The sequence below is a fragment of the Sorangium sp. So ce204 genome, from assembly GCF_051526795.1.
In the GTDB taxonomy this organism is placed as follows: domain Bacteria; phylum Myxococcota_A; class Polyangia; order Polyangiales; family Polyangiaceae; genus Sorangium; species Sorangium cellulosum_B.
In genome coordinates, this window is the sequence record NZ_CP150317.1 from 8268193 (window position 1) to 8293555 (window position 25363).

Annotated in this window: 19 protein-coding genes; 16 read left to right on the forward strand and 3 right to left on the reverse strand. The window is 70.9% G+C overall.

Annotation, left to right across the window (positions count from 1 at the left end; genetic code table 11):
- The first annotated feature begins 48 nt into the window (after window positions 1-48).
- From WMF22_RS30695 to WMF22_RS30715, 5 genes are all read left to right on the forward strand, one after another.
- The gene (locus WMF22_RS30695; RefSeq protein ID WP_437293555.1) at window positions 49-579 is read left to right on the forward strand and encodes an Lrp/AsnC family transcriptional regulator; all 531 of its coding nucleotides are present in this window, start codon (window positions 49-51) and stop codon (window positions 577-579) included.
- Complete coding sequence (locus WMF22_RS30700; protein WP_438032085.1) at window positions 576-1604, forward strand: N-acetyltransferase family protein; 1029 nt, start codon at window positions 576-578, stop codon at window positions 1602-1604. The genes WMF22_RS30695 and WMF22_RS30700 overlap by 4 nt, the downstream gene beginning before the upstream one ends.
- Window positions 1605-2196: 592 nt before the next feature.
- Window positions 2197-2703 (forward strand): SRPBCC family protein, encoded by a 507-nt coding sequence (locus WMF22_RS30705; RefSeq protein WP_437293557.1) that lies wholly within the window; start codon window positions 2197-2199, stop codon window positions 2701-2703.
- Window positions 2704-2747: 44 nt separating this feature from the next.
- A complete protein-coding gene (locus tag WMF22_RS30710) occupies window positions 2748-3788 on the forward strand; it encodes a hypothetical protein (RefSeq protein ID WP_438032086.1) in 1041 nt (346 codons plus the stop codon).
- A 135-nt stretch (window positions 3789-3923) separates the two neighbouring features.
- A complete protein-coding gene (locus WMF22_RS30715) occupies window positions 3924-5507 on the forward strand; it encodes a GMC oxidoreductase (protein ID WP_438032087.1) in 1584 nt (527 codons plus the stop codon).
- Between the two features lie 156 nt (window positions 5508-5663).
- Here WMF22_RS30715 and WMF22_RS30720 read toward each other — a convergent pair whose 3' ends face one another.
- Window positions 5664-7151 carry an NADH:flavin oxidoreductase gene (locus tag WMF22_RS30720; RefSeq protein WP_437293560.1) on the reverse strand — a complete coding sequence of 496 codons (1488 nt, stop codon included), beginning with the start codon at window positions 7149-7151 and terminating at the stop codon, window positions 5664-5666.
- A gap of 159 nt (window positions 7152-7310) precedes the next feature.
- Between WMF22_RS30720 and WMF22_RS30725 the strand changes: the two genes are divergently transcribed.
- From WMF22_RS30725 to WMF22_RS30745, 5 genes are all read left to right on the forward strand, one after another.
- Window positions 7311-8627, forward strand: a complete 1317-nt coding sequence (locus tag WMF22_RS30725) for a cytochrome P450 (protein ID WP_437293561.1) — start codon at window positions 7311-7313, stop codon at window positions 8625-8627.
- Between the two features lie 19 nt (window positions 8628-8646).
- Window positions 8647-10515, forward strand: a complete 1869-nt coding sequence (locus tag WMF22_RS30730) for a peroxidase family protein (RefSeq protein ID WP_438032088.1) — start codon at window positions 8647-8649, stop codon at window positions 10513-10515.
- A 31-nt stretch (window positions 10516-10546) separates the two neighbouring features.
- A complete protein-coding gene (locus tag WMF22_RS30735) occupies window positions 10547-12046 on the forward strand; it encodes a cytochrome c (protein ID WP_437293563.1) in 1500 nt (499 codons plus the stop codon).
- Window positions 12047-12074: 28 nt separating this feature from the next.
- The gene (locus tag WMF22_RS30740; RefSeq protein ID WP_437293564.1) at window positions 12075-12521 is read left to right on the forward strand and encodes a hypothetical protein; all 447 of its coding nucleotides are present in this window, start codon (window positions 12075-12077) and stop codon (window positions 12519-12521) included.
- 235 nt (window positions 12522-12756) lie between these two features.
- Window positions 12757-13842: a lipase family protein gene (locus WMF22_RS30745; RefSeq protein ID WP_438032089.1), complete on the forward strand. Its 1086-nt coding sequence runs from the start codon at window positions 12757-12759 to the stop codon at window positions 13840-13842.
- A gap of 48 nt (window positions 13843-13890) precedes the next feature.
- Here WMF22_RS30745 and WMF22_RS30750 read toward each other — a convergent pair whose 3' ends face one another.
- Together WMF22_RS30750 and WMF22_RS30755 are read right to left on the reverse strand one after the other, a co-directional pair.
- Window positions 13891-15510, reverse strand: a complete 1620-nt coding sequence (locus tag WMF22_RS30750) for an ABC-F family ATP-binding cassette domain-containing protein (protein WP_437293566.1) — start codon at window positions 15508-15510, stop codon at window positions 13891-13893.
- An 81-nt stretch (window positions 15511-15591) separates the two neighbouring features.
- Window positions 15592-16254 (reverse strand): FmdE family protein, encoded by a 663-nt coding sequence (locus WMF22_RS30755; RefSeq protein ID WP_438032090.1) that lies wholly within the window; start codon window positions 16252-16254, stop codon window positions 15592-15594.
- Window positions 16255-16550: 296 nt separating this feature from the next.
- On the opposite strand from WMF22_RS30755, the gene WMF22_RS30760 reads away from it, so the two are divergent.
- The 6 genes from WMF22_RS30760 to WMF22_RS30785 all read left to right on the forward strand — a co-directional run bounded on the left by WMF22_RS30760 (window position 16551) and on the right by WMF22_RS30785 (window position 25337).
- Window positions 16551-18155 carry a protein kinase domain-containing protein gene (locus tag WMF22_RS30760; protein WP_438032091.1) on the forward strand — a complete coding sequence of 535 codons (1605 nt, stop codon included), beginning with the start codon at window positions 16551-16553 and terminating at the stop codon, window positions 18153-18155.
- Between the two features lie 58 nt (window positions 18156-18213).
- Entirely contained in the window at window positions 18214-19149 is a 936-nt protein-coding gene (locus WMF22_RS30765) for a tetratricopeptide repeat protein (RefSeq protein WP_438032092.1), read from the forward strand.
- 71 nt (window positions 19150-19220) lie between these two features.
- Entirely contained in the window at window positions 19221-20804 is a 1584-nt protein-coding gene (locus WMF22_RS30770; protein ID WP_438032093.1) for a hypothetical protein, read from the forward strand.
- Window positions 20805-21044: 240 nt separating this feature from the next.
- Entirely contained in the window at window positions 21045-22688 is a 1644-nt protein-coding gene (locus WMF22_RS30775) for a hypothetical protein (RefSeq protein WP_438032094.1), read from the forward strand.
- A gap of 140 nt (window positions 22689-22828) precedes the next feature.
- Window positions 22829-23593: a hypothetical protein gene (locus WMF22_RS30780; protein WP_438032095.1), complete on the forward strand. Its 765-nt coding sequence runs from the start codon at window positions 22829-22831 to the stop codon at window positions 23591-23593.
- An 88-nt stretch (window positions 23594-23681) separates the two neighbouring features.
- The gene (locus WMF22_RS30785) at window positions 23682-25337 is read left to right on the forward strand and encodes a hypothetical protein (protein WP_438032096.1); all 1656 of its coding nucleotides are present in this window, start codon (window positions 23682-23684) and stop codon (window positions 25335-25337) included.
- The last annotated feature ends 26 nt before the right edge of the window (window positions 25338-25363 follow it).

A 25363-nucleotide genomic window follows, 5' to 3' on the forward strand; every position in this document is an offset into this window, starting at 1 on the left:
TTCGAAACAATTTTATCCATAATTCATTCACTTCAAATGACAACCACCATGGATGCCATCGATCTGAAAGCGATCCACCTCCTCGCCCGCGACGCGCGCCGGTCGTGGGCGGACCTCGGCGAGGCGGTCGGCCTCTCCGCGCCCGCCGTGGCCGAGCGGGTGCGGCGGCTCGAGGAGCGCGGCGTCATCACGGGGTGGGAGGCGCGCCTCGACGCCCGGGCCGTGGGCGCCGGGCTCACGGCCTTCATCTCGGTCTCGATCGCGAACCGGCGCGGTCGCGGCGAGTTCCTGCGCGCCGTCGAGCGCGCGGCCGAGATCCAGGAGTGCCACCACGTCGCCGGCGACGAGGACTACCTGCTCAAGGTGCGCTGCCGCGACACCGAGGCGCTCGAGCGCCTGCTCACGCAGGAGCTCAAGGCCCACGACGGCGTGGTGCGCACGCGCACGACGATCGTCCTGTCCACCGCCAAGGAGACCGCGCTCCCGCCCCTGCCGCTGCCGTCCGGAGAGGCGCGCGACGGCGAAGCGCGCCCCCGCAAGGCGCCCGGCCGCGGAGCCGCCCGGAAGGAGGCGCCGTGAGCGGCGCCGACGGACTGCCGCCCTTCGGCGATCGTGGCGAGCGCCGCGCGCGTCGCGAACGCCGCGAACGCCGCGAACGCCGCGAACGCCGCGAACGCCGCGAACGCCGCGAACGCCAGATCGACGAGCGCGACCTCGCGGCGCTCGCCGCCGCCATCGAGGACGCCGCGATCGAGCAGCGCGACTTCTCGCACGCGCGCCACCTGCTCCTCGCCCTGCACTACGTGCGCGCCCACGGGCCCGAGGGGGCGCTCGCGCGCATGCGCTCCGCCCTGCAGGCCTTCAACGCGCGGCACCCGCCGATGAACGGTTACCACGAGACGATCACGGTCGCCTGGCTCACGCTCGTCGCCCGCCACGCCGCCGAGCACCGAGGCGCCGCCGTCCACGAGCTCGCGGAGGGCCTCCTCGACCGCCACCGCAGCAGCAAGGCGCTCTTCGCCCATTACTCTCGCGCGCGGCTGCTCTCGGACGACGCCCGCGCCGCGTTCGTCGCGCCCGACCTCGCGCCGCTCCCGGCGCCAGGCGACGGCGTTCTCATCCGCCTGGCGACCGAGGCCGATCTCTCGGCGATCGAGGAGATCTATGCGTTCTACGTCGAGCGCTCGACCTGCACCTTCGCCACCACCGTCCCGACCCCAGCGGAGCGCCGCGCCTGGCTCGCCGCGCACGGCCCCCTGCACCCCGCCACCGTGGCCGTCGAGGGCGACGGGACCGTGGTCGGCTGGGGCTCGCTCTCCCTGTGGAACCCGCGCGAGGCCTACGCCCGCTCCGTCGAGAACTCGGTCTACGTGCGCGACGGCCTCCACCGGCGGGGGCTCGGGCGCCGCATCCTCGCCGATCTCGTGAGCCGCGCGATCTCGCTCGGCCACCGCACGATCATCGCGCAGATCGCCGGAGACCAGGCGGCGAGCGTCGCGCTGCACCGCGCGCTCGGGTTCGAGGACGCCGGGCTGCTCCGCGACGTCGGGCACAAGTTCGACCGCTGGCTCGACGTGATCCTGATGCAGCGTGCGATTCCTTAACCTGCAAGCGACGACCAGAGCATGTTCGTCACCAACCTGCTCTGCTGATGACCTGCCGCGCCCTCACCCGCTGTCGAGACCGGCTCCGCCACCCGACCGAAGACACGAAGACAAGCCTCGCCGGGCCACTTCAAGTCGAACGTTGATTCGATTGGCGCCCACCCGGACGTCGAGATGACCGGGATCAACAGGACCGAGGACACCGCAGAGCCGGCCCTGGCCACATTGCACGTCAGAACGACATCGTCGCTGCGCGACGCTTCGAAAGGGCTATTACCAGGTTGTGCGTGACCCGGACGTTCTCGAACGTCTCGACCCGGATGCCGCCACCGCCGGCGCCCGTGCCTTGCTCAGCGCGACGAGCCCGACTACCCTGCTGCCTGCCTGAATGGCGCGCAAATCCCCTGGGCCTCGACAATGCCCTCGAGGGCTTCTGTCCACATTACTACAAGAACATGCCCGAGGCGGCCGGCGCGCTGCTGGACGATGAGCATGGGGAGGGCAGCGCCCACGACGGCGAAGCGCAGCGTCATTGACCGTCAGCGTAGCCCTCGGCATACCCGCCCGCCTTCAACCCAAGAGGGAATTACTGATGTCAACCGTCTCCTCCGTCGTATCGTCTCGAATCGCGGTGCCGAGGGCACCCCTTTTCGCCTGGCTCGTCCCCGGGGTGTTCGACACGGAGCTGCACACCGTGCTGCGCGCGGGGTACGGCTTTCCCGGCGCAGAGTGGACCTCCGGCACCACTGGACCGTGGGATGTGCCTGGTTCGTACCGGACAATCCACCTGACGGACGGCAGCACCGTACGCGAAGAGGTGGTAGCTGCCGATGCGCCAGACTATTTCTCGTACGCAGTAACCAACTTCACGAATCCCATCCTCCGCTGCCTGGTGAAGGAGGCGCGAGGGCAATGGTGGTTCACGGACGACGGCGCCGGCACGAAGGTGAAATGGCTTTATGAGTTCGAGGGCACGTCCGCCCTGGCGACGCTCCTCCTCACTCCCGCGATCAAGGTCCTCTATAACCGGTACATGGCCGCGGGGGTGCAACGGATCAAGAAACGCGCTCAGAACGAGCTACGGGGGAAGCAATCATGAGCAGGTGGAATTTCGACCTGAGTGCCTTGCGCGGGCCGCAAGGGATGAGCGACGAGGACCTCGCCTACTGCGGCTCCAGATATGCAGAGGTCCGAGACGCCCTGTACGAGAACCCATATCGCAAAGGCCGAAGCGGCGAGGCCCCCGGCCCCCTGCCGATGTTCAAGTCGACCATCCGCAACGCGTGGTCAGGCGCCTTCTCTGCTCACGCCGATCTCATGAAGCAAGCCGCGGGGCGCGCGGTCGACTCGAGGGCGGACCTTCGCTGGGGCCCCGACGGCAAGGGCTTCCGCAGGATAGTAGCGCCCAACGGCATCTGTCTCCTCGGAGTATGGGAGATCACGGAGGAGAGCGAGTATAGCGGCTACTTCAAGCAAGGCGCCAAGGGCTTGATCATCGGAAGATACTCATCGGACGGCAATGAGACGCGCCGTGGGCAACGACGCTCATTGAGCCTCGCCGGAAAGATTTATCCGACGATGGACCCGAACCACGCGGATCCGCTCATTCCCGCCAGCTTCATGTCCCAGGAAGACCTCGGGGGCATGCACACCGACTTCATCAACGACGCGATGCTCCGAAACGCGCCCGACGTGACCGCATGCCGGCGCGGGATCTACCTCCTCATCCTGGCCCGCGCTGGTCTGGTCTTTTCGCTCGTGGACAAGGTGGCGGACGCCCGCCAGCTCCATGAGATCGCCGAGCTCGGCAAGCCCGAGGGCGAGCGCACGAGATGCCCCGAGCACATGCTGCTCAAGATGGCGCCTCGACAGGCCCGGATACAGGGCAAAAACCTGGATTTCCGAGATGAGATCTATGCTCACATCTTCGAGCCGGGAGCCTCGGAGCCCACTGGCTCGATCGTGTTCGACATCAGCGTGTCCGACTGCGCCGTGAACATAGGGATACCGGGGTTCCGGCGCGTGAAGGTCACCAACTGGCGTCGTATCGGTCGGATCACGTTCACGGAGGCCGTCGCCTCATACAACGCCGATCATGTCGTGCATTTCCATCACCCGGGTTGGCGCACCAACCGGAACGACGCATCGACCGCCATCCGCTCGGGCGGGAGGCGGATCCGGTAGTCGTAATCCGCGACGCCAGCGCGATCGACCCGGCGGAGCGCTCTGCATGGCGAGCGACCGGAGAGCTGACGCACCGTCCAGGTGAAAGGCCCCTCGCGAGGAGCGTGCCTCATGGGTGATCAATTCGACGTCATCGTGATCGGGAGCGGCTTCGGGGGCGCCATCACGGCGGCTCGGCTGGCAGAGGGAGGTGCCCGCGTTCTCGTCCTCGAACGGGGCAGGCGCTGGACCGCAACTCAGCACCCGCGCGGGCCGACCGACGCCTGGCTCTATCGGAAAAATTCCCCAGCGAAGCACAACGGCTGGCTCGACCTGCGCTTCTTCCCGCGCATGATCGTCGCGCAGGGCGCCGGCGTAGGAGGCGGATCCCTGTGTTACTCCGCTGTCCTGCTGGAGGCTCGACCCGAGCTGTTCGACGCCGGGTGGCCGCCGGAGATCACCTACAAGGAGCTGCGACCGTACTATGCGAAGGTGCGGGACATGCTCAGCGTGCAGCCGATCCCTAGCCGACAGCTCACAGCGCGCGCGCGCCTGCTCCGGAGAGCGGCCGCGAAGCTCGGCCATGGCGACCGCTTCACCAGCGTGCCGCTGGGGATCACGTTCGACGAAGACTGGCATCATGGCCTCCACGACCCGCTCGGCCATCAGCACTCGAAGTCGTTCATCAATCAGCAGGGGGAGCGGCAGGGTACATGCGTCCACCTCGGCAACTGCGACATCGGCTGCGACGTTCGGGCGAAGAATACGCTCGACCTCAACTACATCCCTCTCGCGGAGCGCCACGGGGCCGAAGTGCGACCGTTGCACATCGCGCGCCGCATCGAGCCGGATGGCAGCGGCTACCGCGTGTCCTTCGATCGCGTCGACCGTGAGCGCCTGATTGCCGGCAGCGTGCGCGCGGAGATGGTCGTCCTGGCAGCGGGCTCGCTCGGCACCACGGAGCTCTTGCTGCGCTGCCGCGACGAGCACCGCACCCTGCCGAACATCAGCCGACGGCTCGGGAAACACTGGAGTCCGAACGCCAACTTCCTGACTCCTGCGTTTTACCCGGATGGCGACCAGGTGAAGCAGGGCATCGGCCCCACCATCGCGTCAGGGCTGGAGTTCATGGACGGCAGCGTGAACGGGCAGCGCTTTTACATCCAAGACGACGGATTCCCGAATATGCTGTTGAACGCGATGCGCGCCACGCTGGCGTCACCCGCGTTGCGGCCGCTGGCATGGCTGCTCGAGCGACAGCTCGCGCGCGGTCTGGACGAGGTGAATCCGACCCGCAACCTGATGCTCTGGTTGGGCCAGGGCGTCGACGCCGCCGACGGCGAGCTGCGCCTGGGCCCTCGCTTCGCGAAGCCGTGGGAACAGGACATCGACCTCACGTGGCGCGTCGACGAGTCGAGAGCGCTGGCCGACACGATCCTGGAGATGCATAGACGGCTGTCCGAGGCGACTGGCGGCCAGCTCTATGTGCCCCTGTTCTGGCGGCTCGTCCGGGGCATGGTCTCGGTGCACCCGCTGGGAGGTTGTGGCATGGGCCGCAGCCGCACCGAGGGCGTGGTCGACCATGCGGGGAGGGTGTTCGGCTACAAGAACCTGGTCGTCGCGGATGGCGCGATTCTCCCCGGGGCCACCGGACGCAACCCTTCAATGACGATCGGTGCCCTGAGCGAGCGCATCGCCGCCTTGATGCTGCGCGATCCAGGCGCCGGCGCGGAGCGCTGAAGCTGGCTGCGGAGCGAAGGCAGCTGCTCCGCCCCCCCCCGCACACAGCGACCAGGAGGCGTGAGGCGTCGCACCGCGGCGGCCGCCGGGGTGGGAGCCGCCGCGGCCGCGCGCCGCGCGCCGCGCGCCGCGCGGACGATGGGCGCTCGTTCCGGATCAGCGCAGGCGCCCGCGGTCCACGGGCACGCGACTGGGCACCCGGAGCGGGACAGGCGGCGCCCCGGGGGGCTCGGAGGCGACGAGCCCGGCGAAGGGCGGCGGCCCCGAGACATAGGGAGATGGATAGAAGACGGACATGACCTCCTCCATCATCCTGATGTAATCGCCGTCGTAACGGCTGAGATCATAGCAACCCAGCGGGTTCTCCGTCACGTTCAGGAGACACTTGTTGCAATAAGTGCAAGGCCTGGGCGCGGCGTCGAGGCCGCGCTCGAACATCCTGACGAGATCGTTGTTGGCGATGAGCGGCCTGGCGATGCTGACCGCGTCGGCAGCCCCGCCGCGGATGACATCGGCGATGACCGAGGCCGTCTGGAAGCCGCCGGTGACGATGACCGGGACCTTCACGTGACGCTTGATGATCCGCGCGTCCTCGGTGCTGATGCCCTCGACCTTGGTGCCCGCCCGGCGGAACCAGAAGTAGCGAAACAGCGGGCGCAGGAGCCGGTACCGGAACAGGAGGTAGTTGCGCCCGGTGTGGACGCCGCTCGACAGGAGCCCGTCATACCACCGGCGGGCCTCGTCCATCGGAAAGTCGCCCGCAGGGTTGCGCGGATGGGGGAACATGCTCCCGGACGAGACGTGGATGGCATCGACCCCCGCCTCCTCGAGCATCTGGCAGATCGCGACGGAGTCCTCGATCGTATTCCCTTTCTTCTCGAAGGGCACGACGTCGTTGTAGTCGTTCGCGCTGATCTTGGCCTGCACGTGGAAGTCGTCGCCCACCGCGCCGCGGATCGCCCGGATGATCTCGACGAGGAACCGCGCCCGGTTCTCGACCGACCCTCCGTACTCGTCCTTCCGATCGTTGATGCCGGAGCTCAGGAACTGGTGGATGAGGTAGCCGTTCGCGCTGTGCGTCTCCACCCCGTCGAGCCCCGCCGCCTTCGCGCGCCTCGCCCCGTCGGCGAAGCACTGGACGGTGTACTTGATCTCCTCCCTCGTCATGGACCGGCAGAGAAACCCGTTGAACGGCTCGGTCTCGCTGGTCGAGCTCTGCGCCCGGAACGCGAGGTTCTCGACGCCGCCGATGTCCTGCTGACGGCCCGAGTGGCTCAGCTGGAGGATGTACCTGCAATCGTGGCGGTGGATCCGCTCGCCCAGCGCGGCCCAGAAGGGGATCGTCCCATCGTGGTTGATCATCGCGTAGTTCGGGAGGATGCGGCCGCGGGTGTGGACCGGCACGAACGACGAGATGATCGCTCCGACCCCGCCGGCGGCGAATTTCTCTTCCCAGTTGATCCGGACATAGGTCCCGGAACCGTCGTAGTTGTCGAAGCGGCCCGAGATGCTCGACCGGAATATGCGGTTCTTGACGGTGATTTTGGGGAGCTTGAGCTCACGGAAGATGACGTCGCCCGCGCCCCCTCGACCTGCGGGCTCGCCGGCCTTCTGAGCGGTTTTCTCACAATCTCTCGTGGGCATAGGCTCTCCAGTGGACGGTCGCAATCGTCCAGACTCTTGGACACCAGCGCAAGGCTGGAGCGCCCTTGCGCGCCCCGCCGGGCCAAGTAGATATAGCCGCCGGAGGGGCACATGCCATCTCACGAGCTCCGGGCCGGCACGCAGAGGATGATTCCCGATTTGTCGTCCGCTGATGCCCTGGTCTATAATCTCGGTTACCTCGTTCCGTATCTACTGCAGGGCGTCTTCACCGACCGGCGGCCGTGGGTGCACTTCTGGCTCGCGGTCCACCGCGATCCCGGGGCCGTCGGTTTCCTGGGGCGGATGCGGGACAAGCATCGGAGCGGCATCTTCTGGGTCCGCCTGGGTCTCCGCAGATCGCTCATCGTCCTCGATCGTGAGGACGTTCACCGGGTGCTCGAGCTTTCCCCCGACGTCTATCAGGCCGGGAGCTTCAAGCGCGAGGGGATGCGGCTCTTCCAGCCGAACGCCGTCACCATCTCGCGCGGCGAGGCGTGGCGGGAGCGGCGCTGGTTCAACGAGATCGTGCTCGACTTCCACCGTTCAAAGCACCGTTGCGCGGAGCAGTTCATCTCGGTCGTTCGAGACGAAGTCGCGATCGCGGCCCGCGCGGGCGGCTCGCTGTGCTCCTGGGATGCTTACGATCGTCTCTTCGAGACGATCACGCGGAGGATCGTCTTCGGCGCTGCCGCGAGGGACGACGCGGAGGTGACCGGCCTGCTCAAGCGGATGCTGCGCGAGGCCAACCAGCTGATCAAGCCGAGGCGCTCGAGGTACTATGACCGCTTTTATGCCCGCGTCCAAGCCTACCTCGACGCCGCCGAGCCGGGCAGCCTGGCCGCGCTCTGCAGACAGGTGCCTGCGACAGAGCTGACCAAGGTCGAGAACCAGGTCCCGCACTGGCTGTTCGCGATGTGGCAGACGCTGGGCACGAACGTGGTCCGGGCGCTGGCCTTGATCGCCGCGCACCCCGACGCCGAGCGCGAGGTGCGACGCGAGATGGCCGCGGTCGATCTCGCCACCGCCGAGGGGATCGACCGGCTCGCGTACCTCGAAGGATGCGTGCAAGAGGCCATGCGCCTCTGGCCGACGACGCCGCTGCTCTTCCGCGAGACGACGACCGCCGATGTCCTCGGAGGCGTCGAGATCCCCGCGAGGACGCCGGTCCTGATCCCGAACGGCTTCAACCACCGGGATCGCGAGCGGGTCGCCACGGCCGACAGGTTCTCTCCGCGCTCGTGGGTCGACGGCGCAGCGCACCCGCTGTTCCATCACCTGGGCGGCGGAGCCCAGGTGTGCGCGGGGAGACCTCTCGCCCTGTTCCTCGCCAAGGCGGTCCTCGCGGCGCTGCTCAGCGGCCGCCGCTTCCGCCTCGTCCGGCCGGACCTGCGGCGGTCACAGCGCGTTCCTTACACGTTCAACCATTTCCGGGTCCGCTTCGATGTCTCACCGGACGAGACCCGGAGTGACCGCTGACACCGTGCAAAGGATCCCTATGAAACGCCGGCTCATGACGCGCGCCTTCGAGGGCGCATTCTCGCTGATCAACAGGCTCGTCCCGTGGCACCGCCTGCCGCCCAGCCTCGGCACGCTCAACCTCCTGGCCTACAGGAACAAGCTCCGGCGGGAGAACCTTTACGATACGAACGACGCCCCGCGGGGCAAATCGAAGCGCACAGCGGCGCCGCCTCGCCCCGAGGCGCTGATCCAGCGGACGCCCGACGGCTCCTACAACGATCTCGACGAGCCATCCATGGGCTGCACCGGGACGCGGTTCGGCCGGAACGTGCCGCTCAAGTACACGTACCCGGAGCCGGAAGACAAGATGATGGAGCCGAGCCCGAGGATCGTCAGCAGCCGGCTGCTCGCTCGGCGAGAGTTCGTCCCGGCGACATCGCTGAACCTGCTCGCGGCGGCGTGGATCCAGCTGATGACGCGCGACTGGTTCAACCACGGCACGCCGGTGAAAGGCAACGAGCTCCGCGTGCCGCTCGACAAGGAGCGCGGCGACGACTGGTACGAGGATCCGATGCTGATCCGGCGGACGCCGCCGGACAACACGCGGCTGCCGGACACGGCGGATCGCCCGCCGACGTACCTCAACCACAGCTCGCACTGGTGGGACGCTTCGATGTTCTACGGCTCGAGCGAGGAGGAGCTCGCGAGGCTGATCGACGACAGGGAGGGGGCCGAAGGCAAGCTGAAGCTGGACCTCGTCGAGGGCCATCTGATCGGATCCATCCCCGCGCAGATGCGGAAGCTGGCGGAGGTGTCCAATCAGTGGTGGATCGGCCTCAGCCTCATTCACACGCTGTTCGTGAAGGAGCACAACGCCATCGTGGATCACCTCCGGCGGCACTACCCGGAGTGGAGCGCGGCTCGCCTCTTCCACACCGCCCGCCTCGTCAACGTGGCGCTGATCGCCAAGATCCACACCGTCGAATGGACGACCGCCATCCTGGGGCACCCCACGCTGGACATCGCCATGAACGCGAACTGGTGGGGTTTCGCGGGCGAACGCCTCACGCGCGCCCTCGGCCGCGGGCGCGCCGTCGGCCCCCGGCGCGGCAGCGAGGTGTGGAACGGCATCATCGGCTCCCAGAAGGTGCACCACACGGCGCCCTACGCGATGACCGAGGAGTTCGTCTCGGTCTATCGGATGCATCCGCTCATGCCCGACGCGATCCAGCTGTTCCGCGCCGGCACCGGCGGCCTGGAGCGGAGCGTCGCGCTGCCCGACGTCTCCGGTCAGCAAACGGTGTCGGCCTTCAACGGCGATCTGTCGATGACCGACCTCCTCTATTCGTTCGGCATCGCCCACCCGGGTGCGGTGGTCCTGCACAATTACCCCGCTTTCCTTCGCGACCTCCAGCGCGACGACCAGTCCAGGATCGACCTCGCGGCGATCGACGTGATGCGCGACCGCGAGCGCGGCGTGCCGCGGTACAACCAGTTCCGCCGCCTCCTGCACCTCGATCCGGTGAAGTCGTTCGAGGAGATCACGAGCAACAAGGAGTGGGCCCGCGAGCTCCGCGAGGTGTACGGCGACGTCGAGCGCGTCGACCTGATGGTCGGGATGTTCGCGGAGGATTTCCCGGCGGGCTTCGGGTTCAGCGACACGGCGTTCCGCGTCTTCATCCTGATGGCGTCGCGAAGGCTGAAGAGCGATCGGTTCTTCACGACGGACTACAACGAGAACGTCTACAGCCGCGAGGGCCTCGACTGGATCGACAACAACACCATGTCGAGCGTCCTCCTGCGCCACAATCCCGATCTCGCGCCGATGCTCCGCCAGGTCGAGAACGCGTTCGCGCCCTGGGCGCGCGTCGATGCGCCGGGGGCGCCCGGCGCAGGGTCGAAATAGCGGAGCGACGTCCATGCCGGGGAGGATATTCATGAAGACAGCTCAGCAAGCGGGCGCGCCTGCGCACGAGGGCCGCCGGAGGTGGCGTCGCCTCCAGTACGGGATCGCGGGTGCAGCCTCCCTCCTCGGGGTGGCTCTCCTCCTCTCCTATCGGTACTCGCCGAACCGCCCGGTGGAGTACGAGGCGATCGAGGATCACTTCAAATATGGCTCGATCGGCGGCGACACCGAGAGCGGCTTGCCGCTGCGCGTGGTGGAGATCTTGCCCCGGTTGTTCCGCGAGCACATGCCCCCGGGGCCGCCGGACTACAGGGCGTTCGGCTTCATCCAGGAGCCGGGCCACGTGACGCCGATCGGGTTCTCCGTGCGCAGGCGGGGGATCGACCTGGTCGGCCTCAACTGCGCGGTGTGCCACGTCGGCTCCGTGCGGGCGGCTCCGGACGCCGCCCCCGTCCGCTACCTCGCGATGCCGGCCAACACGGTCGACCTGGAGGCGTACTTCGACTTTCTCTCGCGGTGCGCCGAGGACCCCCGGTTCACGCCGGACCGCGTGCTCGCGGAGCTGGAGAAGGACGGCGCGCTGTTCCCGATCGAGCGCTCCCTCTATCGCACGGCCGTCGAGCGGATGAAGGTGGGCCTGGCCTTCCGGCAGCGGACGCTGGCCGGCTTCAGGTTCCCGGACCACCCCCGCTTCGGGCCGGGCCGCGTCGACACGTTCAATCCCTACAAGTCGGGCCCGTTTGCCGCCTATTACCAGGATGGCATTCCCGACGAGGAGCGGATCGGCACCGCCGATTTCCCTTCCGTGTGGAACCAGAAGATGCGCGAGGGCATGCACCTGCACTGGGACGGGAACAACACCTCGGTCAGCGAGCGCAACGTGAGCGCCGCGTTCGGCGCCGGCGCCACCCGTGAGGACGTGGATCTACCGAGGATCATGCGCATCAAGCTGTGGCTCGACCAGCTGCCGGCGCCGGCGTTCCCCTTCGAGGGCAGCGCCGACCGGGCCACGCTCCAGCGCGGAGAGGCGTTGTTCGAAGGGCGGTGCGCGAGCTGCCACGCGCCCTCCGGGGCGTACGTGGGGCAGGTCGTGCCGATCGAGGAGATCGGCACCGACGAGCACCGATTGAACTCTTACACGACAAAGCTCCAGCAGATCCAGCGCGCCTACGGGGAGGGCTACGACTGGGAGTTCAAGCACTTCCGGAAGACCAACGGCTACGCCAACCAGCCGCTCGACGGCGTCTGGGCGAGGGCGCCCTTCCTGCACAACGGCTCTGTCCCGACGCTGTGGGACCTGCTCACGCCGGCCGAGCGCCGGCCCACACGCTTCTACCGGGGTCACGATGTGTACGACCCCGCCCGGGTCGGTTTCCGGACGGACATCCGCGAGATCGAGGGCAGGCCGGCGTTCCTGTTCGATACGCGGCTCCCCGGCAACAGCAACAAAGGGCACACCGGAGAGCGCTACGGGACGGAGCTGAGCGACGGCGACAAGTCGGCGCTGATCGAATACCTCAAGACGCTTTAGGCCGCCGCCACCCCGGGGGGACACCACCATGACATCGCGAATCGACAACCGTTATGCGAAGGCCTTCCAGGCCGTCGTCGCGCTCGGCATCCTCATCAACGTCGCCATGGCCATTCCATCCATCATCTCGCCGCGGTGGGCGCTCGCTGCGCTGTCGTTGCCGCCGATCCTGTCGTTCAAGGCGGATGTGTGGATGCGCTACGCCGGCGCGCTGCTCCTCGCCCTCTCGATCATGTACGTGCCGGCCGTCGTGAACCCGTCTCGCCACCGCTTCAACGCCTCCGTCGCGGTGATCGCGCAGCTCGGCTTCGGGCTGTTCTGGTTCTGGCTGGTGACGTTCGCCGACTACCAGGCGGCCTACCTCGGGCTCGCCTATGTCGGCGGCTCGCTCGGCGCAATCCAGGCGCTGCTCTACGTCGCGTTCCTGCGTCGAGAGTACCTTCGGCCAGGAACGCACGCGCCGGGAGCGGCGTGAGCAGCCCGACTCCGGCGCCCGGATTGCACGGAGAGAAGGCTCGGGTCTACGAGGACGAGAGAGGTGCAGCATGAGAATCTCGATCGCACGTTCACCGGCGCCGGGGTTGTTGCGTCCGCCTGGGGAGGAACAGCGTCGCGCGGCCCTCGCGAGGGCGCAGGGCAGCGCTGTCACCCAGGGCGGAGAGGGCGAGCCGGGTAGGCTGGCAGGCAGGACCACGGAAGAGACGTTCAAGATGGAGTCGGCCACCGGCACCGGGCGCGAGCCGCCGAAGGGCGTCATCGATCAGATGGTGAACGCAGAAGAGGGGGTATACGACCGGGATACCGCGTACATCCTCGCGGCCGCGTCGGCGTGGACGTATTCGGACGCCGATGCGCTCGGAAGGATGCTCACACGCCGTGGCATCGCCAACGAATGTGTCTCCGTCGAGTTCAAGAACGACGCGCTGTTCGTGGACTCCACCGCCTACGTGGTCCAGAGCCACGATCGCCGGCTGGCGATCCTTTGCTTCAGCGGCACGGAGCCGCGCAACCACATCGATTGGCTGACGGACGCGAGCGTCAGGGCGGACACGTTTCCCTCCGTGGGGAACGTGCACGGCGGCTTCTACCGCGCCACGGCGGCGCTGTGGCCGGTCATGAGGGATCTGCTCCGGGCCGCTGCGAGCGGCGCGTCGGTCTGCCGGGCGCTGGAGGCCGACCAGGCGCTGCGCAGCTGCCCGCTGCGGGGCTCGCTGGACAGGGGCGCCGAGCAGCGCCCCGCGGAGGATGGCCCGCGGAGCGGCGATCCTCCGCCTCTGACCGAGGAAGGCGACGCGCCCGCCGGTCAGCTGGAGGCGCTCTACATCACCGGCCACAGCCTGGGCGGAGCGCTGGCCGTGCTCGCCGCCGCGCTCATCTACTCGGAGAGGCAGCTCGCCGGGCTCCGGCCGCTGCTGAAGGGGGTGTACACCTACGGCCAGCCAATGGTCGGCGGGCCTACGTTTGCCAGGCACTTCGGCGAAAAGTTCGGGAAGAAGCTCTTCCGGCACATCTACGGGAACGACATCGTTCCGCGCCTGCCGCCGATAACGACAGGAAGGTTCTCGCATTTCGGCCAGGAGTACGCGTCGACGAGCGCGGGCTGGGCAGAGCAGGAGCGGCCCGTGACCCAGGCGATCAAGATGAGCTTGTGCACGGCCATCGGCCTCCTCGCCTGGGTCAGAGATCAGCTGCCCGGCCTGAGCTGGCTGCGCCTGCCGGTCTCCTGGGGTGACCACGCGCCGCTCTACTACCTGCGCACCTCGCAAGCCGCCCACCCCGGCTCGGAGTTCGAGTGAGGGGGCCGGCAGCCACGAGGCGCCACGCCTTCGCCGCCGAGCGCGAGGCTACGAGGCCCTGGCGTTCTTCAGCGCGTCCGGGTTCCCCGGCCCCTCGAGGTACTCGTCGTACGTGCCGTTGAAGACGCGCGGATCCTTCGACGACAGATCGAGCACGCGGGTGCCGAGCTTGCCCACGAAGTGCCGGTCGTGGCTCGTCACGACGACCGTCCCCTTGTACTCGACGAGCGCCTGGAGGAGCGCGTCGATGCTCTCGACGTCGAGGTGGTTCGTCGGCTCGTCGAGCACGACGATGTTGTTCTTCACCAGGATGAGCTTCGCGAGGAACAGGCGCGCCGCCTCGCCGCCGGAGAGGTTCTCCGTCTTCTTGAGCCCGGCCTCGCCGCTGAAGAGCAGCTTCCCGAGCACCGAGCGCACGTGCTCCTTCGGGGCGGACGGGTCGAAGCGGTACAGCCAGTCGTACGCCGTGAACCCCGCCTCGATCGCCTCGTGGTGATCCTGCGCGAAGTAGCCGACGTTCGTGTCGTGGCCCCACGTGACGGCCCCGGCGTCGGGCGTGTACTCGCCGACGAGGAGCTTGAGCAGCGTCGACTTGCCGATGCCGCTCGGCCCGATGACCGCGAGCTTGTCGCCGCGGTTCAGGTTGAAATCGAGCTTCTGGATCACGCGCCGATCCCCGAAGCTCTTGGAGAGGCCCTCGACGCGCAGCACGTCGCGGCCAGAGGGCTTCTCGATCTCGAACTTGATGTACGGGCGCACGACGCTCGAGCGCCGCACCTGGATGCCCGCCTCGAGCTTCTCGATCTCCTTCACGCGCGACTGCGCCTGGCTCGACCGGCTGGCGCTCGCGCCGAAGCGGGCCACGAAGTCCTTGAGCTCGGCGATCTTCTTCTTCTTCTGCGCGGCGTCGGCCTCCGACTGGCGCTTGCCGGTCGTCTTCTGCTCGATGAAGTCGTCGTAGTCGCCCGTGTAGAGCGTGACCGTCTGGTAGTCGACGTCGGCGACGTGCGTCGCGATCGCGTTCATGAAGTGCCGGTCGTGGCTGACGACGAGGAGCGTGCCGCGGAAGGTGTCGGTCAGGTACGACTCGAGCCAGCGGATCGAGTCGAGGTCGAGGTGGTTCGTCGGCTCGTCGAGGAGCAGGACGTCCGCGCCCCCGAAGAGCGTCTGGGCGATGAGGACGCGGAGCTTGTACCCGCCCGCGAGCGTGCTCACCGCGCTCGTGTGCCGGGCGGTCGCGATCCCGAGCCCCTCGAGGATCTCGGCGGCGCGCGACTCGGCGGTGTAGCCGTCCTCCTCGCCGATCGTCCCCTCGAGCTCGGCGAGCCGCATGCCGACCTCGTCGGTCATCTCGACCTCGTACAGCCGATCGCGCTCCTGCATCGCGTCCCAGAGCGCCCGGTTGCCCATCAGGACCGTATCGAGGATGCGGCAGGACTCGTAGGCGAAATGGTCCTGCTTGAGCACCCCGACGCGGAGCTGCTTCGGGATCTCGACCGAGCCCTGATCCGACTCCTCCTCGCCGGAGATGACCTTGAGGAGCGTCGATTTCCCCGCTCCGTTCGCGCCGACGAGCACGTAGCGCTTGCCGGGGTCGAAGCGCATCGTGACGTTCTCGAAGAGAATTTTGGGACCGTACCGCTTGGTGAGCTTTTCGAGCGTGATCATCTCAGCGGCGCCGGGCGTAGCACGTGTGCGCCTGCGGTTCCGGTGAATTCCGGAGGCGGCGCGCCCCCCGGGGCAGGCGCGTCACCGCGGCGCGCCGGGCGGCGGGCCGGCGACGCGCGCCGGCGCTTCCTCGAATACCTCGGCGTCCGGCAAGGAGAGGACCTCCCTGCCGGCCGATTCCAGCTTCTCTCGCGGCACGTCGCGGAAGCGCGCGCGGAACGCCGCAGACGGGCGGAGGGTCACGGCCTGCCCGGTCGACCTGCGCCTGTACGTGGTCTCCACGCCGTCCTCGCTCGCCTCGATCAGGCTGAGATTCAGCTTCCCGAGGCTGGCTCCCGTCGCGGCGGCGGCGCCGTCGGCGATGCAGGAGAACTGCACGTTCCGCGGGCTGTGGTGGATCACCTCGAGATCGAAGCTCCTCGCTGGCAGCCCGAGCCTCGCGAGCGCAAAGCGCCCCATGCGGTAGCCGGCGACGGCCCACGGCCCCGCCCCGCCGTGGATCGCGGCCACGGCGCGCAGCTCGTCGTCCGGGGCCTCCGCGGCCGGGCGGCCCTGCGCGGGCGGGTGGCCGTGGTGGTGGGCCGCGTGCCGCTGCCCGCGGCCCTGACTGGCAGGCGCATGCGGCCGGCCGGCGGTCTCCCGCGCCGCCGGGCCCTCGGGGGGATGGGCGCCCGCGCCGCCGCACCGGATCGAGGAAATGGCGGCGAGGAGGATCAACGCCGCTCGGCTCATCGTCTTGCGCATGCTCGCTCGATCCCCGTGAGGGCGGCGGAGTGTCCCCGTTCGCGCGCGACGTCAAGGGCGTCGGGCCGCGCGCCGCTGCCCGCGACGCCCGGGATCCGCCCGATCCGGCGAGCGCGCAGGCGTACCGCGGACGGTTTCACGCACCGCGGCGTCAGACCGGGGTAACATGCGCCCGTCATGCCCCGCGCGCCCGCCAGCCGTTTCCGTCGCCAGAGCCGCGCCGGCCTCGCTGGCTCCGCTGGCCTCGGCGGCGACGCGACGACCCACGTGGCCCGCGCCGGGGGTGATGCTCGCCGATGACCCGCGTCCACCCTGAAGGCTTCCGGCCCGAAGCGCTCGTAGGCCAGGTCCTGCGCGGCAAGTGGCGGCTGGAGCGCCTGCTGGGCTTCGGCGGGATGGCCATGGTCTACGCCGCCACCCACCGCAACGGGATGCGCGGCGCGGTGAAGATCCTCCGCCGCGAGCTGTCCGAGGACGAGGAGGCGCGCTCGCGCTTCCTGCGCGAGGGCTACGTCGCCAACCGCGTCGAGCACCCGGGCATCGTCCGGGTGCTCGACGACGACGTCACCGACGACGGCTCGGTGTTCCTTGTGATGGAGCTGCTCGAGGGCGAGACCGTCGAGGCGCGCCGCGCGCGCGAGCCGGGCGGCGTGCTCGGCGTGAACGAGGTGCTCGCCATCGCCGACGACCTGCTCGACGTGCTCGCGGTCGCGCACGAGCGCGGGATCGTGCACCGCGACCTCAAGCCGGACAACCTGTTCCTCACGCGCCACGGGCAGCTGAAGGTGCTCGACTTCGGCATCGCGCGGCTGCGCGAGCTCTCCTCCCCGGCGAACGCCTCCACGCGCGCCGGCACCCTGATGGGGACGCCGCAGTTCATGCCGCCGGAGCAGGCGCGGGGGCAGTGGGACAGGGTCGACCCGCGCAGCGATCTATGGGCCGTCGGGAGCACGATGTACCAGCTGCTCTCGGGGCGGTACGTGCACCAGGCCGAGACGCTGCCGCTGCTGCTCCTCGCGGCGATGACGCAGCCGGCGCCGCCCGTGGGCAGCGTCCTGCCGGCCCTGCCCCCGCCGATCGCCGGCGTGATGGACGTGGCGCTCGCGTTCGACCCCGACCGCCGCTGGCCGAACGCCCGCGCGATGCAGCGCGCGCTCCGCCAGGCGCGGGGCGGCGCGGCGCTCGAGCTGGCCCCGGGCGCGCCACCGGAGCACGGGCGCGCGCCGCTGCACTCGGAGCACGGGCGCGGGCTCCTGCACTCGGATCCAGGGCGCCCGTCGGCGCACGCGCGAGGCCCCGGGAGCGGGCCGCGCGGCACGGAGTTCGCGGCGGCGGGCACGGCCAGCGGCGTCGCGGCCGGCGGCGGCGCGGCCAGCACCGGCACGGTCTCGCCGGTCGTGGAGCGCGCGGCCAGCGCGGAGCGCTCCGCGCCGCGCGCGGTGGCCACGGGCGCGCTCCTCGCCGGCGCGCTGGCCGTGGGCGCCCTGGTCGCGCTCGTGTGGTGGCAGCGCGCGGGCGAAAGGGGCGCGGAGGATCCGTCGCACGGCTCCACGGTGGAGGCCGAGCCGCGCTCCACCGCGGGCGCCGGGGCGACGACGGCGCCGCCCGACAGCGCAGGCTCGCCCGGGGCCGGCGTGCAGCCGGCGCCGTCCGGCGATGCGGTCCCCGCGATCGCGCCGTCCGCGCCCGCGACAACGCCGGCGCCCGAGGCCGCGGGCGCGACGGCCGCGCCGGCGCCCGAGGCCGCGCCCGCGACGGCCGCGAGCGCGAGCGCGGCCGCGCCGAGGCCCGCCGCCGGGGGCAGGGCGCGATCCCCCGCGACCGCGACGAAGGCGCCCGCCGCGCCGACGCCGGCCCCCGCGCCGACGCCGGCGGAGGACCCGTACAACCGGAGACGTTGAGGTCGCACGGATGCGTAGATCGAGCCCGCGTAGACGATTCCCGGCGGAGGTGCTCGCCGTGGGAGGAGCCGTGCTCCTCGCCTGCCCCGACGCCTCCGCGCAGGGGCGCGATCCTGCGGCCGCGGAGGCGCTGTTCGACGCCGGCAGGGCGGCGCTGCAGGCGAAGGACTACGACGCCGCGTGCCCGAAATTCCAGGAGAGCTACGAGCTCGATCCGGCGCCCGGGGCGCTGCTCAACCTCGGCGACTGCGAGGAGAAGCGCGGCAGGGTCGCGACCGCGTGGTCGATCTTCCGGCAGCTCGCGCGCGATCTGCCCGCGAACGACGACCGCCGCCCCATCGCCCAGTCGCGCGCGGCGGCGCTCGAGGCCCGCGTGCCGAGGCTCACGATCCGGCTCGCGCCGGCGGCGCCCGCGGACACGGCGGTGCAGCGCGCGGGGGTCCCGGTCGGCGCGGGCTCGCTGGGCTCGCCGTTGCCGGTCGACCCGGGCGAGGTCCAGGTGACGGCGGCGGCGCCGGGCCGGAAGCAGAAGATCTTCACGGTGCAGCTCGCGGAGGGCGCGCAGGTCGAGCTGCTCGTGGCGCCGGAGGAGGCCGCGGCCGCCGCGGGCGCGGGGCCTGCGCTCCCGCCGAAGACCGCCCCGCAGGGGACGGGGGGCTCACCCCGGCGGACGGCCGGCTGGATCAGCGCCGGCGTCGGCGCGGTCGGGATCGGCGTCGGCGCCGTGTTCGGCGCGCGCGCGATCGGGAAGAAGGGCGACGCCGAGGCGTACTGCGACGAGGACAACGTCTGCCTGGATCAGGGGATCAAGCTGCAGAAGCAGGGCGTGACCGCGGGGACAATCTCGACGGTCGCGTTCCTCGTCGGGGCGGCGGCGCTGGGCACGGGCGCGGTGCTCGTCTTCACGGCGCCCTCCTCGGGGCAAGGGTCGCCGGCGCCCCGAGCCACCCTCGGCGTGGTGCCGGGAGGCGCCGTGGCGACCATCGTCTTTTGACGGGAGCTGCGCGGCGTCGCCGCGAGGGAGGGGCCCTGGTGGTGAAGCGCGATCAGAGGAGCATCCGTGCCGTGGTCTCCGCCGTCCTGCTCGTCGCCGCGGGCGTGGGGGGTTGCAATGCGCTCATCGGCCTCGAGGTCGGCCAGCTGGACGCATCGACGGCCGGCACGGGCGGCGCGGGCGCGGGCGGCGGTGGCAGCGACGGCGGCGGCGCCGGCACGGGCGGCAGCGGCGGAGGCGACGGCGGCGCTGGCGCGGGCGGCGGCGGCGCGGGCGGCTCGGGCGGCGGCGGCGGCGAGGCGCCGTTCTGCGGCGGGGATCGCGAGGACGCCATCCGCGGGCCGCAGGCGCGCTGGGGCACGACCATCGGGCTCGACGTCACCGACGTCGCGGCGCACGGCGATGGGGTGACGGCCATCATCAACGAGAAGGGCTCGATCTCCGTCGCGCGGTGGGCGCGCGGCGGCACCCGCGACGCCGGGTATGGGCTGACGGCGACCGATCTGCTGGAAGGCGACATCAAGGCCACGCACCTCTCCGTCGGCCAGGGGCTCGCCTATGTGGCCGGGTGGTCGGACAGCGGCCCCCAGCTGCCCAGCGCGTCCACCACCGGGTGCGTCCTCAGCGGGCTCGCGCTCTCTCACCCGAGCTTCCTCGCTGCGCTCGACGAGAAGGGCCAGTGCCGGTGGGCGTGGTCGCCGGACGGCGGCGCCACCTCCACCCCGCTCGGCCTCGCGGCGGCGCCCGGCGCGGTGGTGATCGCCGCCTCGGTGAAGGGGCCGAGCGTGAACGACGGCGCGTGCATCCTCGCGATGGGCGACGCGGAGACGTCCGTGGGGCTGGCCGCGCTCGATCCGGCGGCAGGCGGTTGCCTGTGGGGGATGCCCATCGGCCCGTCGCCGGCCGTGACCGTCGGAGAGCTCCTCGTCGACGAGGCGCGGGGCGAGGTGCTGGCGGTCGGCCGCTACGAGGGCGAGGAGGGCTACGTCGTCGGGGGAGCGCTGCTCCCTCCCTCGCAGGATCGCGATGTGTTCGTGGCGCGCTTCGCGCTGACCGAGGGGTCGCTCAAGGGCATCGACGCGTTCCCCCTCCCCGGGCGTCAGGAGGTGGACCGGCGCGGGGCCGCGCTGCTCCCGGGCGGCGACGTCGTGATCGTCGGCTCCTACGCCGGCGCGCTCGATTTCGGCGAGGGCTGCCCGCCGGCGCCCGAAGAGGACGCGCCGGACATGGAGAACTTCTTCGTCATGCGCGTCTCCGGCCCGTCCGTTGTCTGGGGCCGCGGGTTCGGCGACGCGGGGCACCGGCAGTGGGTCGCCAGCGTGGCGGCGGCGCCCGATGGACTGATCTACGTGACGGGGAACTACCAGGGCGAGATCGACCTCGGGAACGGCGGGAAGCTCGTCGCTCCCGCGACGGACGCCGATCCGATGGTCGGGTTTCTGATCGTGCTCGATGCCCGCGGCAACGTCGTCTCCGCCTCCGAGCTGAGGGGGACGGGCGACGCTTACGTGTGGGCCGCCGCGCCCGGCCCGGCGCCTGGAGACGCCCTCTATCTCGGCGGGGAGCTGGGCAGCACCCTCGATATCGGGCGCGACCCGCCGCTCACCGACGCGATGGGGCGCGGGTTCATCGCCGAGCTCCCGGGCGTGCGGTGATCCCCGCGGTCCGGCGCGCCGGGCCGCGAGCGCTCGACGCCCCGCCTCCGCATCGGCCGCTGCGACCGGATCGCCGCGGCGCGGGCGCGGGCGGACGGCGGAGAGCGCGCCTTTCGGTGAGGGGCGCGCCGGAACCCTCTCGACTCCTGGAGCGACGCTCGCCATGAAGTCGATGGTGGCGAGCGAGGCGAGGGCTCTCGCTGGCGGCCGCGGCGGCGCCGCGCCACCAGGAGACGGGAGATGAAGCGCGATCTCAGGAGCACTCGACCCATGTTCTGCGCCGGGCTGCTCATCACCGCGGCCGCGGGGGGCTGCAACGCGATCATCGGGCTCGAGGTCGGCGAGCTCGACGCCTCGGCGGGCGGCGCGGGCGCGACCGCTTCGAGCGTGTCGGCCGGCGGCGCAGGAGGTGAAGGCGGTCGCGGCGAGGGCGGCGCTGGCGAGGGCGGCGCTGGCGAGGGCGGCGCTGGCGAGGGCGGCGCAGGCGAGGGCGGCGCTGGCGGCGGGAACGAGGCGTTCTGCAGCTACGCCCGCGAGGGAGCCGTCCGGACACCGTCGGGAGAGTGGGGCGCGCTGTCCGGCCTGGCGGTCGTCGGCCTCGCGGCGCGAGACGGCGGTGTGACGGCCCTGGTCAAGGAGAGCCGGGTGCTCGCCAGCGAGCCCACCAAGACCAGGACGGGGTTCTCGGTCGCGAGGTGGAGCCCGTCCGGGGTCCGCGAGAGCGCGTACGGGATGACGACCGGCGACATGCTCGGCAGCGTCTCGGCCGAGCACCTGGCCGTCGCCTCGGACCTCGCTTATGTGGCCGGCTGGTCGGAAGCTCCCCTCACCTTGCTCGCGTCGGGCGGCAGGTGCACCGCCAGCGCGGACACCGGCCGCAAGCCGAGCTTCCTGCTGGCGCTCGACCAGCTGGGCAAGTGCAGGTGGGCCTGGACCGTGGACGCGGAGTTCAACGCCTACCCGCTCGGGCTCGCGGCGACGGCGGACCGGGTCGCCTTCGCCGTCTCGCGATCCGGGGCGACGAGCGCGACCACCGACGATTGCGTCCTCGGGGCCGCCGATCAGCGCGGGGTCACGGATCTCGTGACCTTCAACGCAGGCGGCAAGTGCCGGTGGAGCCGCGCGCTCGGATCCTCCGCGGCCGTGCACGTCGCCGAGGTCGTCGCCGCGCCGGAGACCGGCGAGGTGCTCGTCGTCGGCGACTACGACGCGCCGGATGAGCCCATCGACATCCAGGGAAGCAAGCTCCCCCGCGCGCCGGATCGCGACCTGTTCGTGGCGCGCTTCCGGCTCGATGACGGCGCCCTGACGGGCCTCATCCCGCTCACGGCCCCTGGGACCCAGGCCGCGGCGCGGCACGGGTCCGCGCTGCTCCCGGACGGCGAACTCGTGATTTCCGGGACCTACACCGGGCCGTCCTTCAGCTTCGAGGACAACTGTCCGCTCCTGCCTCCCACAGGAGACACGGAGAACTCGTTCGTCGCGCGCGTCTCGCGGGAGGGAGTGGTCTGGAGCCGCGGGTTCGGCGACGAGGAGCGAGATCAGATGGTCGTCAGTCTGGCGGTGGACGGAGCAGGGGCGATCTACATGGCCGGCACGCTCGAGGGCGAGATCGCCCTGGGGAACGGCGAGAGCCTCACGGCCGGGACGGACGAATTGCAGAGCTTTCTGATCGTGCTCAATCCCAGCGGCAACGTCCTCTCGGCGACCGCGTTCACGGGCACAGGCACCGTGGGCGTGTGGGCGGTCGCGCCGGGCGCGACGATCGGCGATCCCTTCACCATCGGCGGTGAGCTGACGGAGACGTTCTCTCTCGTCCCCAGCGACCATCCCAGCGCGGCGCCCGGCGAAGGGTTCATCGCCCGGGTGAAGGGGTCGCCGTGAGCGCCACGCGCGGACGCCAGCGCACCACGCGAGCAGTCCATGACATTTCCGCACGACGACACGCAGCCTGCGACCGGACCGCAGCGGCGCGCATTCCAGCCCGGGTTGACGAAGCGGGGACTGGCAGCTTCCATGAGAGGATGCGCTCGCTTCACCGCCTCTTCTGTCTCTGCCTGGCCCTCCCTGCCGGACTCAGCTGTGGATTCCCCGACGCCACCTTCACGGAGCGCTCCAGCACGGGCGTGGGGGGCGCGAGCGGCGCCGCGAAGTCGGCGAGCTCCGCCGCCGCGTCCTCGGGCGCGGTGGGCCCCGGCGGCGGCGCGGAGGCCTCCAGCGCCGGCGGGACCGGCGACGGCGCGACGGGCTCCGGCGGCGGCGCCGCGGGCTCTGGCGGCGGCTCCGCGGGCTCCGGCGGCGGCTCGGCGACCTCCAGCGCGAGCGCCGGCCCGGCGACCTCCGGCGCCGGCGGCGGCTCGACGACCTCCAGCGCGGCGACCTCCGGCGCCGGCGGCGGCTCGACGACCTCCAGCGCGAGCGCCGGCCCGGCGACCTCCAGCTCCAGCGGCGGCACCGTCGACTGCGACGCCGACAAGGACGGCTATCTGTCGATCGCGTGCGAGGGCGGCGACGACTGCAACGACGACAACCCCTCGGTCCACCCGAACCAGCCCAGCACCTTCTATGACGCGCCGATCCCTCCGGGACGCAGCTTCGATTACGACTGCAGCGGCGAGGAGGAGACGGAGTTCGCCGCCGTCAAATGCGCTGGCCTGCTCGTCTGTGCCACGGCGAGCAGCGTGTTTCTGAGCGACGTCCCGTGTGGAAGCCGGGGCCCGTTCGGGTCCTGCGACCTCACCTGCAAGTCGACCATCACCTTTCCCAGTTACGTCAGGGGATGCCATTGAGCCCGCGCTGCCTCGGTGGCGGGTCGAGGACGCCACGCAACGGAGAGCCGACCCGATGAGACCCGAACCTCGTGCCGTCCGATCCGCCGTGTCGTGCGCCTTCCTGCTCGCCGCGGCGGCGGGGGGCTGCAACGCGCTCATCGGGCTGGAGGTCGGCGAGCTGGATTCGTCGCAGTCCGGCGCGGGCACGGCCTCGGCCTCCTCCTCGGGAGGCCCTGGCACCGGAGGCTCGGGCGCCGGTGGTGAGGGCACCGGTGGTGCAGGGGGCGGCGACGGCGGCGGTGGTGCAGGGGGCGGCGACGGCGGCGATGGAGGCAGCGGCGGCGACGGCGGCGGTGGAGGCAGCGGCGGCGACGGCGGCGGTGGAGGCAGCGGCGGCGGGGGTCCGCTGTGCAGCGACGCCGAGGGGACCGTCGTCGCGCCGTCGGCCAGCTGGGGAGAGACGCTCGGCTTCGACGTCGGCGATCTCGCGGCGTCGGACGGCGCGCTGACGGCGGTCATCACGGAGGTCCTCGACAGCGGGGCGTTCCGCTTCTCGGTCGCGAAATGGACCTCCGGCGGGGCAAACGATTCCCGGTACGGGCTGTCGGCGAACGATGTCTGGGGCTTGCACCTGGCTGCGGGCGGCGGCGCCACCTACGTGGCGGGGGAGGCCGCGGGGGCGACCAATCTCCCCGGTGGGCTCCTCGACGCGTGCCGCGTCGGCCCTGCGCTGGTCGCCACCAGCTACACGACGAGCTTCGTCGCCGCGCTCGACGCGAACGGCCGTTGTGGGTGGGCGTGGAGCCTCGACGCGCAGCACAACACCACGGCGCGCGCCATGGCGGCGAGCTCCGAGGCGGTCGTCTTCGCCGTCGACGTGACGGACGCCGGCCGGAGCTTCGGCCCGTGCGAGCTGAAGAGCGTCCCGGCCGAGTCGGCGCTGCTCGCCGCGCTCTACCCGGCGGACGGCGCGTGCAAGTGGCAACACCGCCTCGGGCCGCGGGCGGCCGTGACCGTCAAGGCGCTCCCCGTCAACCCGAAGGCGAGCGGCAACCTCGTGACCGTCGTGGGCGACTACGAGTCGCTCGGCGGAGCGGTCACGTTCGGCGGGCAGACCCCCTTCGCCTCGGAGCAGCGCGACGTCTTCGTCGCGCGCTACACGGCGATCGACGGCGCTCTGGTGGACTTGACCACGCTGAACCTCGAGGGAGATCAGCAGGTGGCGCAGCACGGCGCCGCGCTGCTCCCGGGCGGCGACGTCGTGATCGCCGGCTCGTACCGGGGGGTCGTCGACTTCGGCGGCGGCTGCCCGGCGTTGCCCGACGCGGGGGACACGGAGAGCTTCTTCGTCGCGCGCGTCTCGAGGAAGGGCGTCGTGTGGAGCCGCGGGTTCGGCGACGACAAGGAGAGCCAGGTCGCGGCCGGCGTGGCGGTGGACGGCGCCGGCGCGATCTACGTCACCGGGGAGTTCACGGGCACGATCCCGCTGGGGAGCGCCGGGAGCCTCACGACGTCCCAGAAGCGGGCGGGGTTTCTGATGCGGCTCGACGCGCAGGGCAACCTGATCTCCGCGGCCAAGGTCGAAGGAGCCGGCACCGTCGCCCTCCGCGTCGTCGCGGTGGACGGGGCGCTCGGCGGGCCCGTCTACGTCGCCGGCGCCGTGACGGGCGCGCTCCACCTCGACGGTCTCGCCGCGCCGCTCGGGAGCGAGAGCGATAACGAGTCCCGCGGGTTCATCGCGAGGCTCTCCAGCGCGCGCTGATCCGGAGGACCGCGGCGGCGACATGC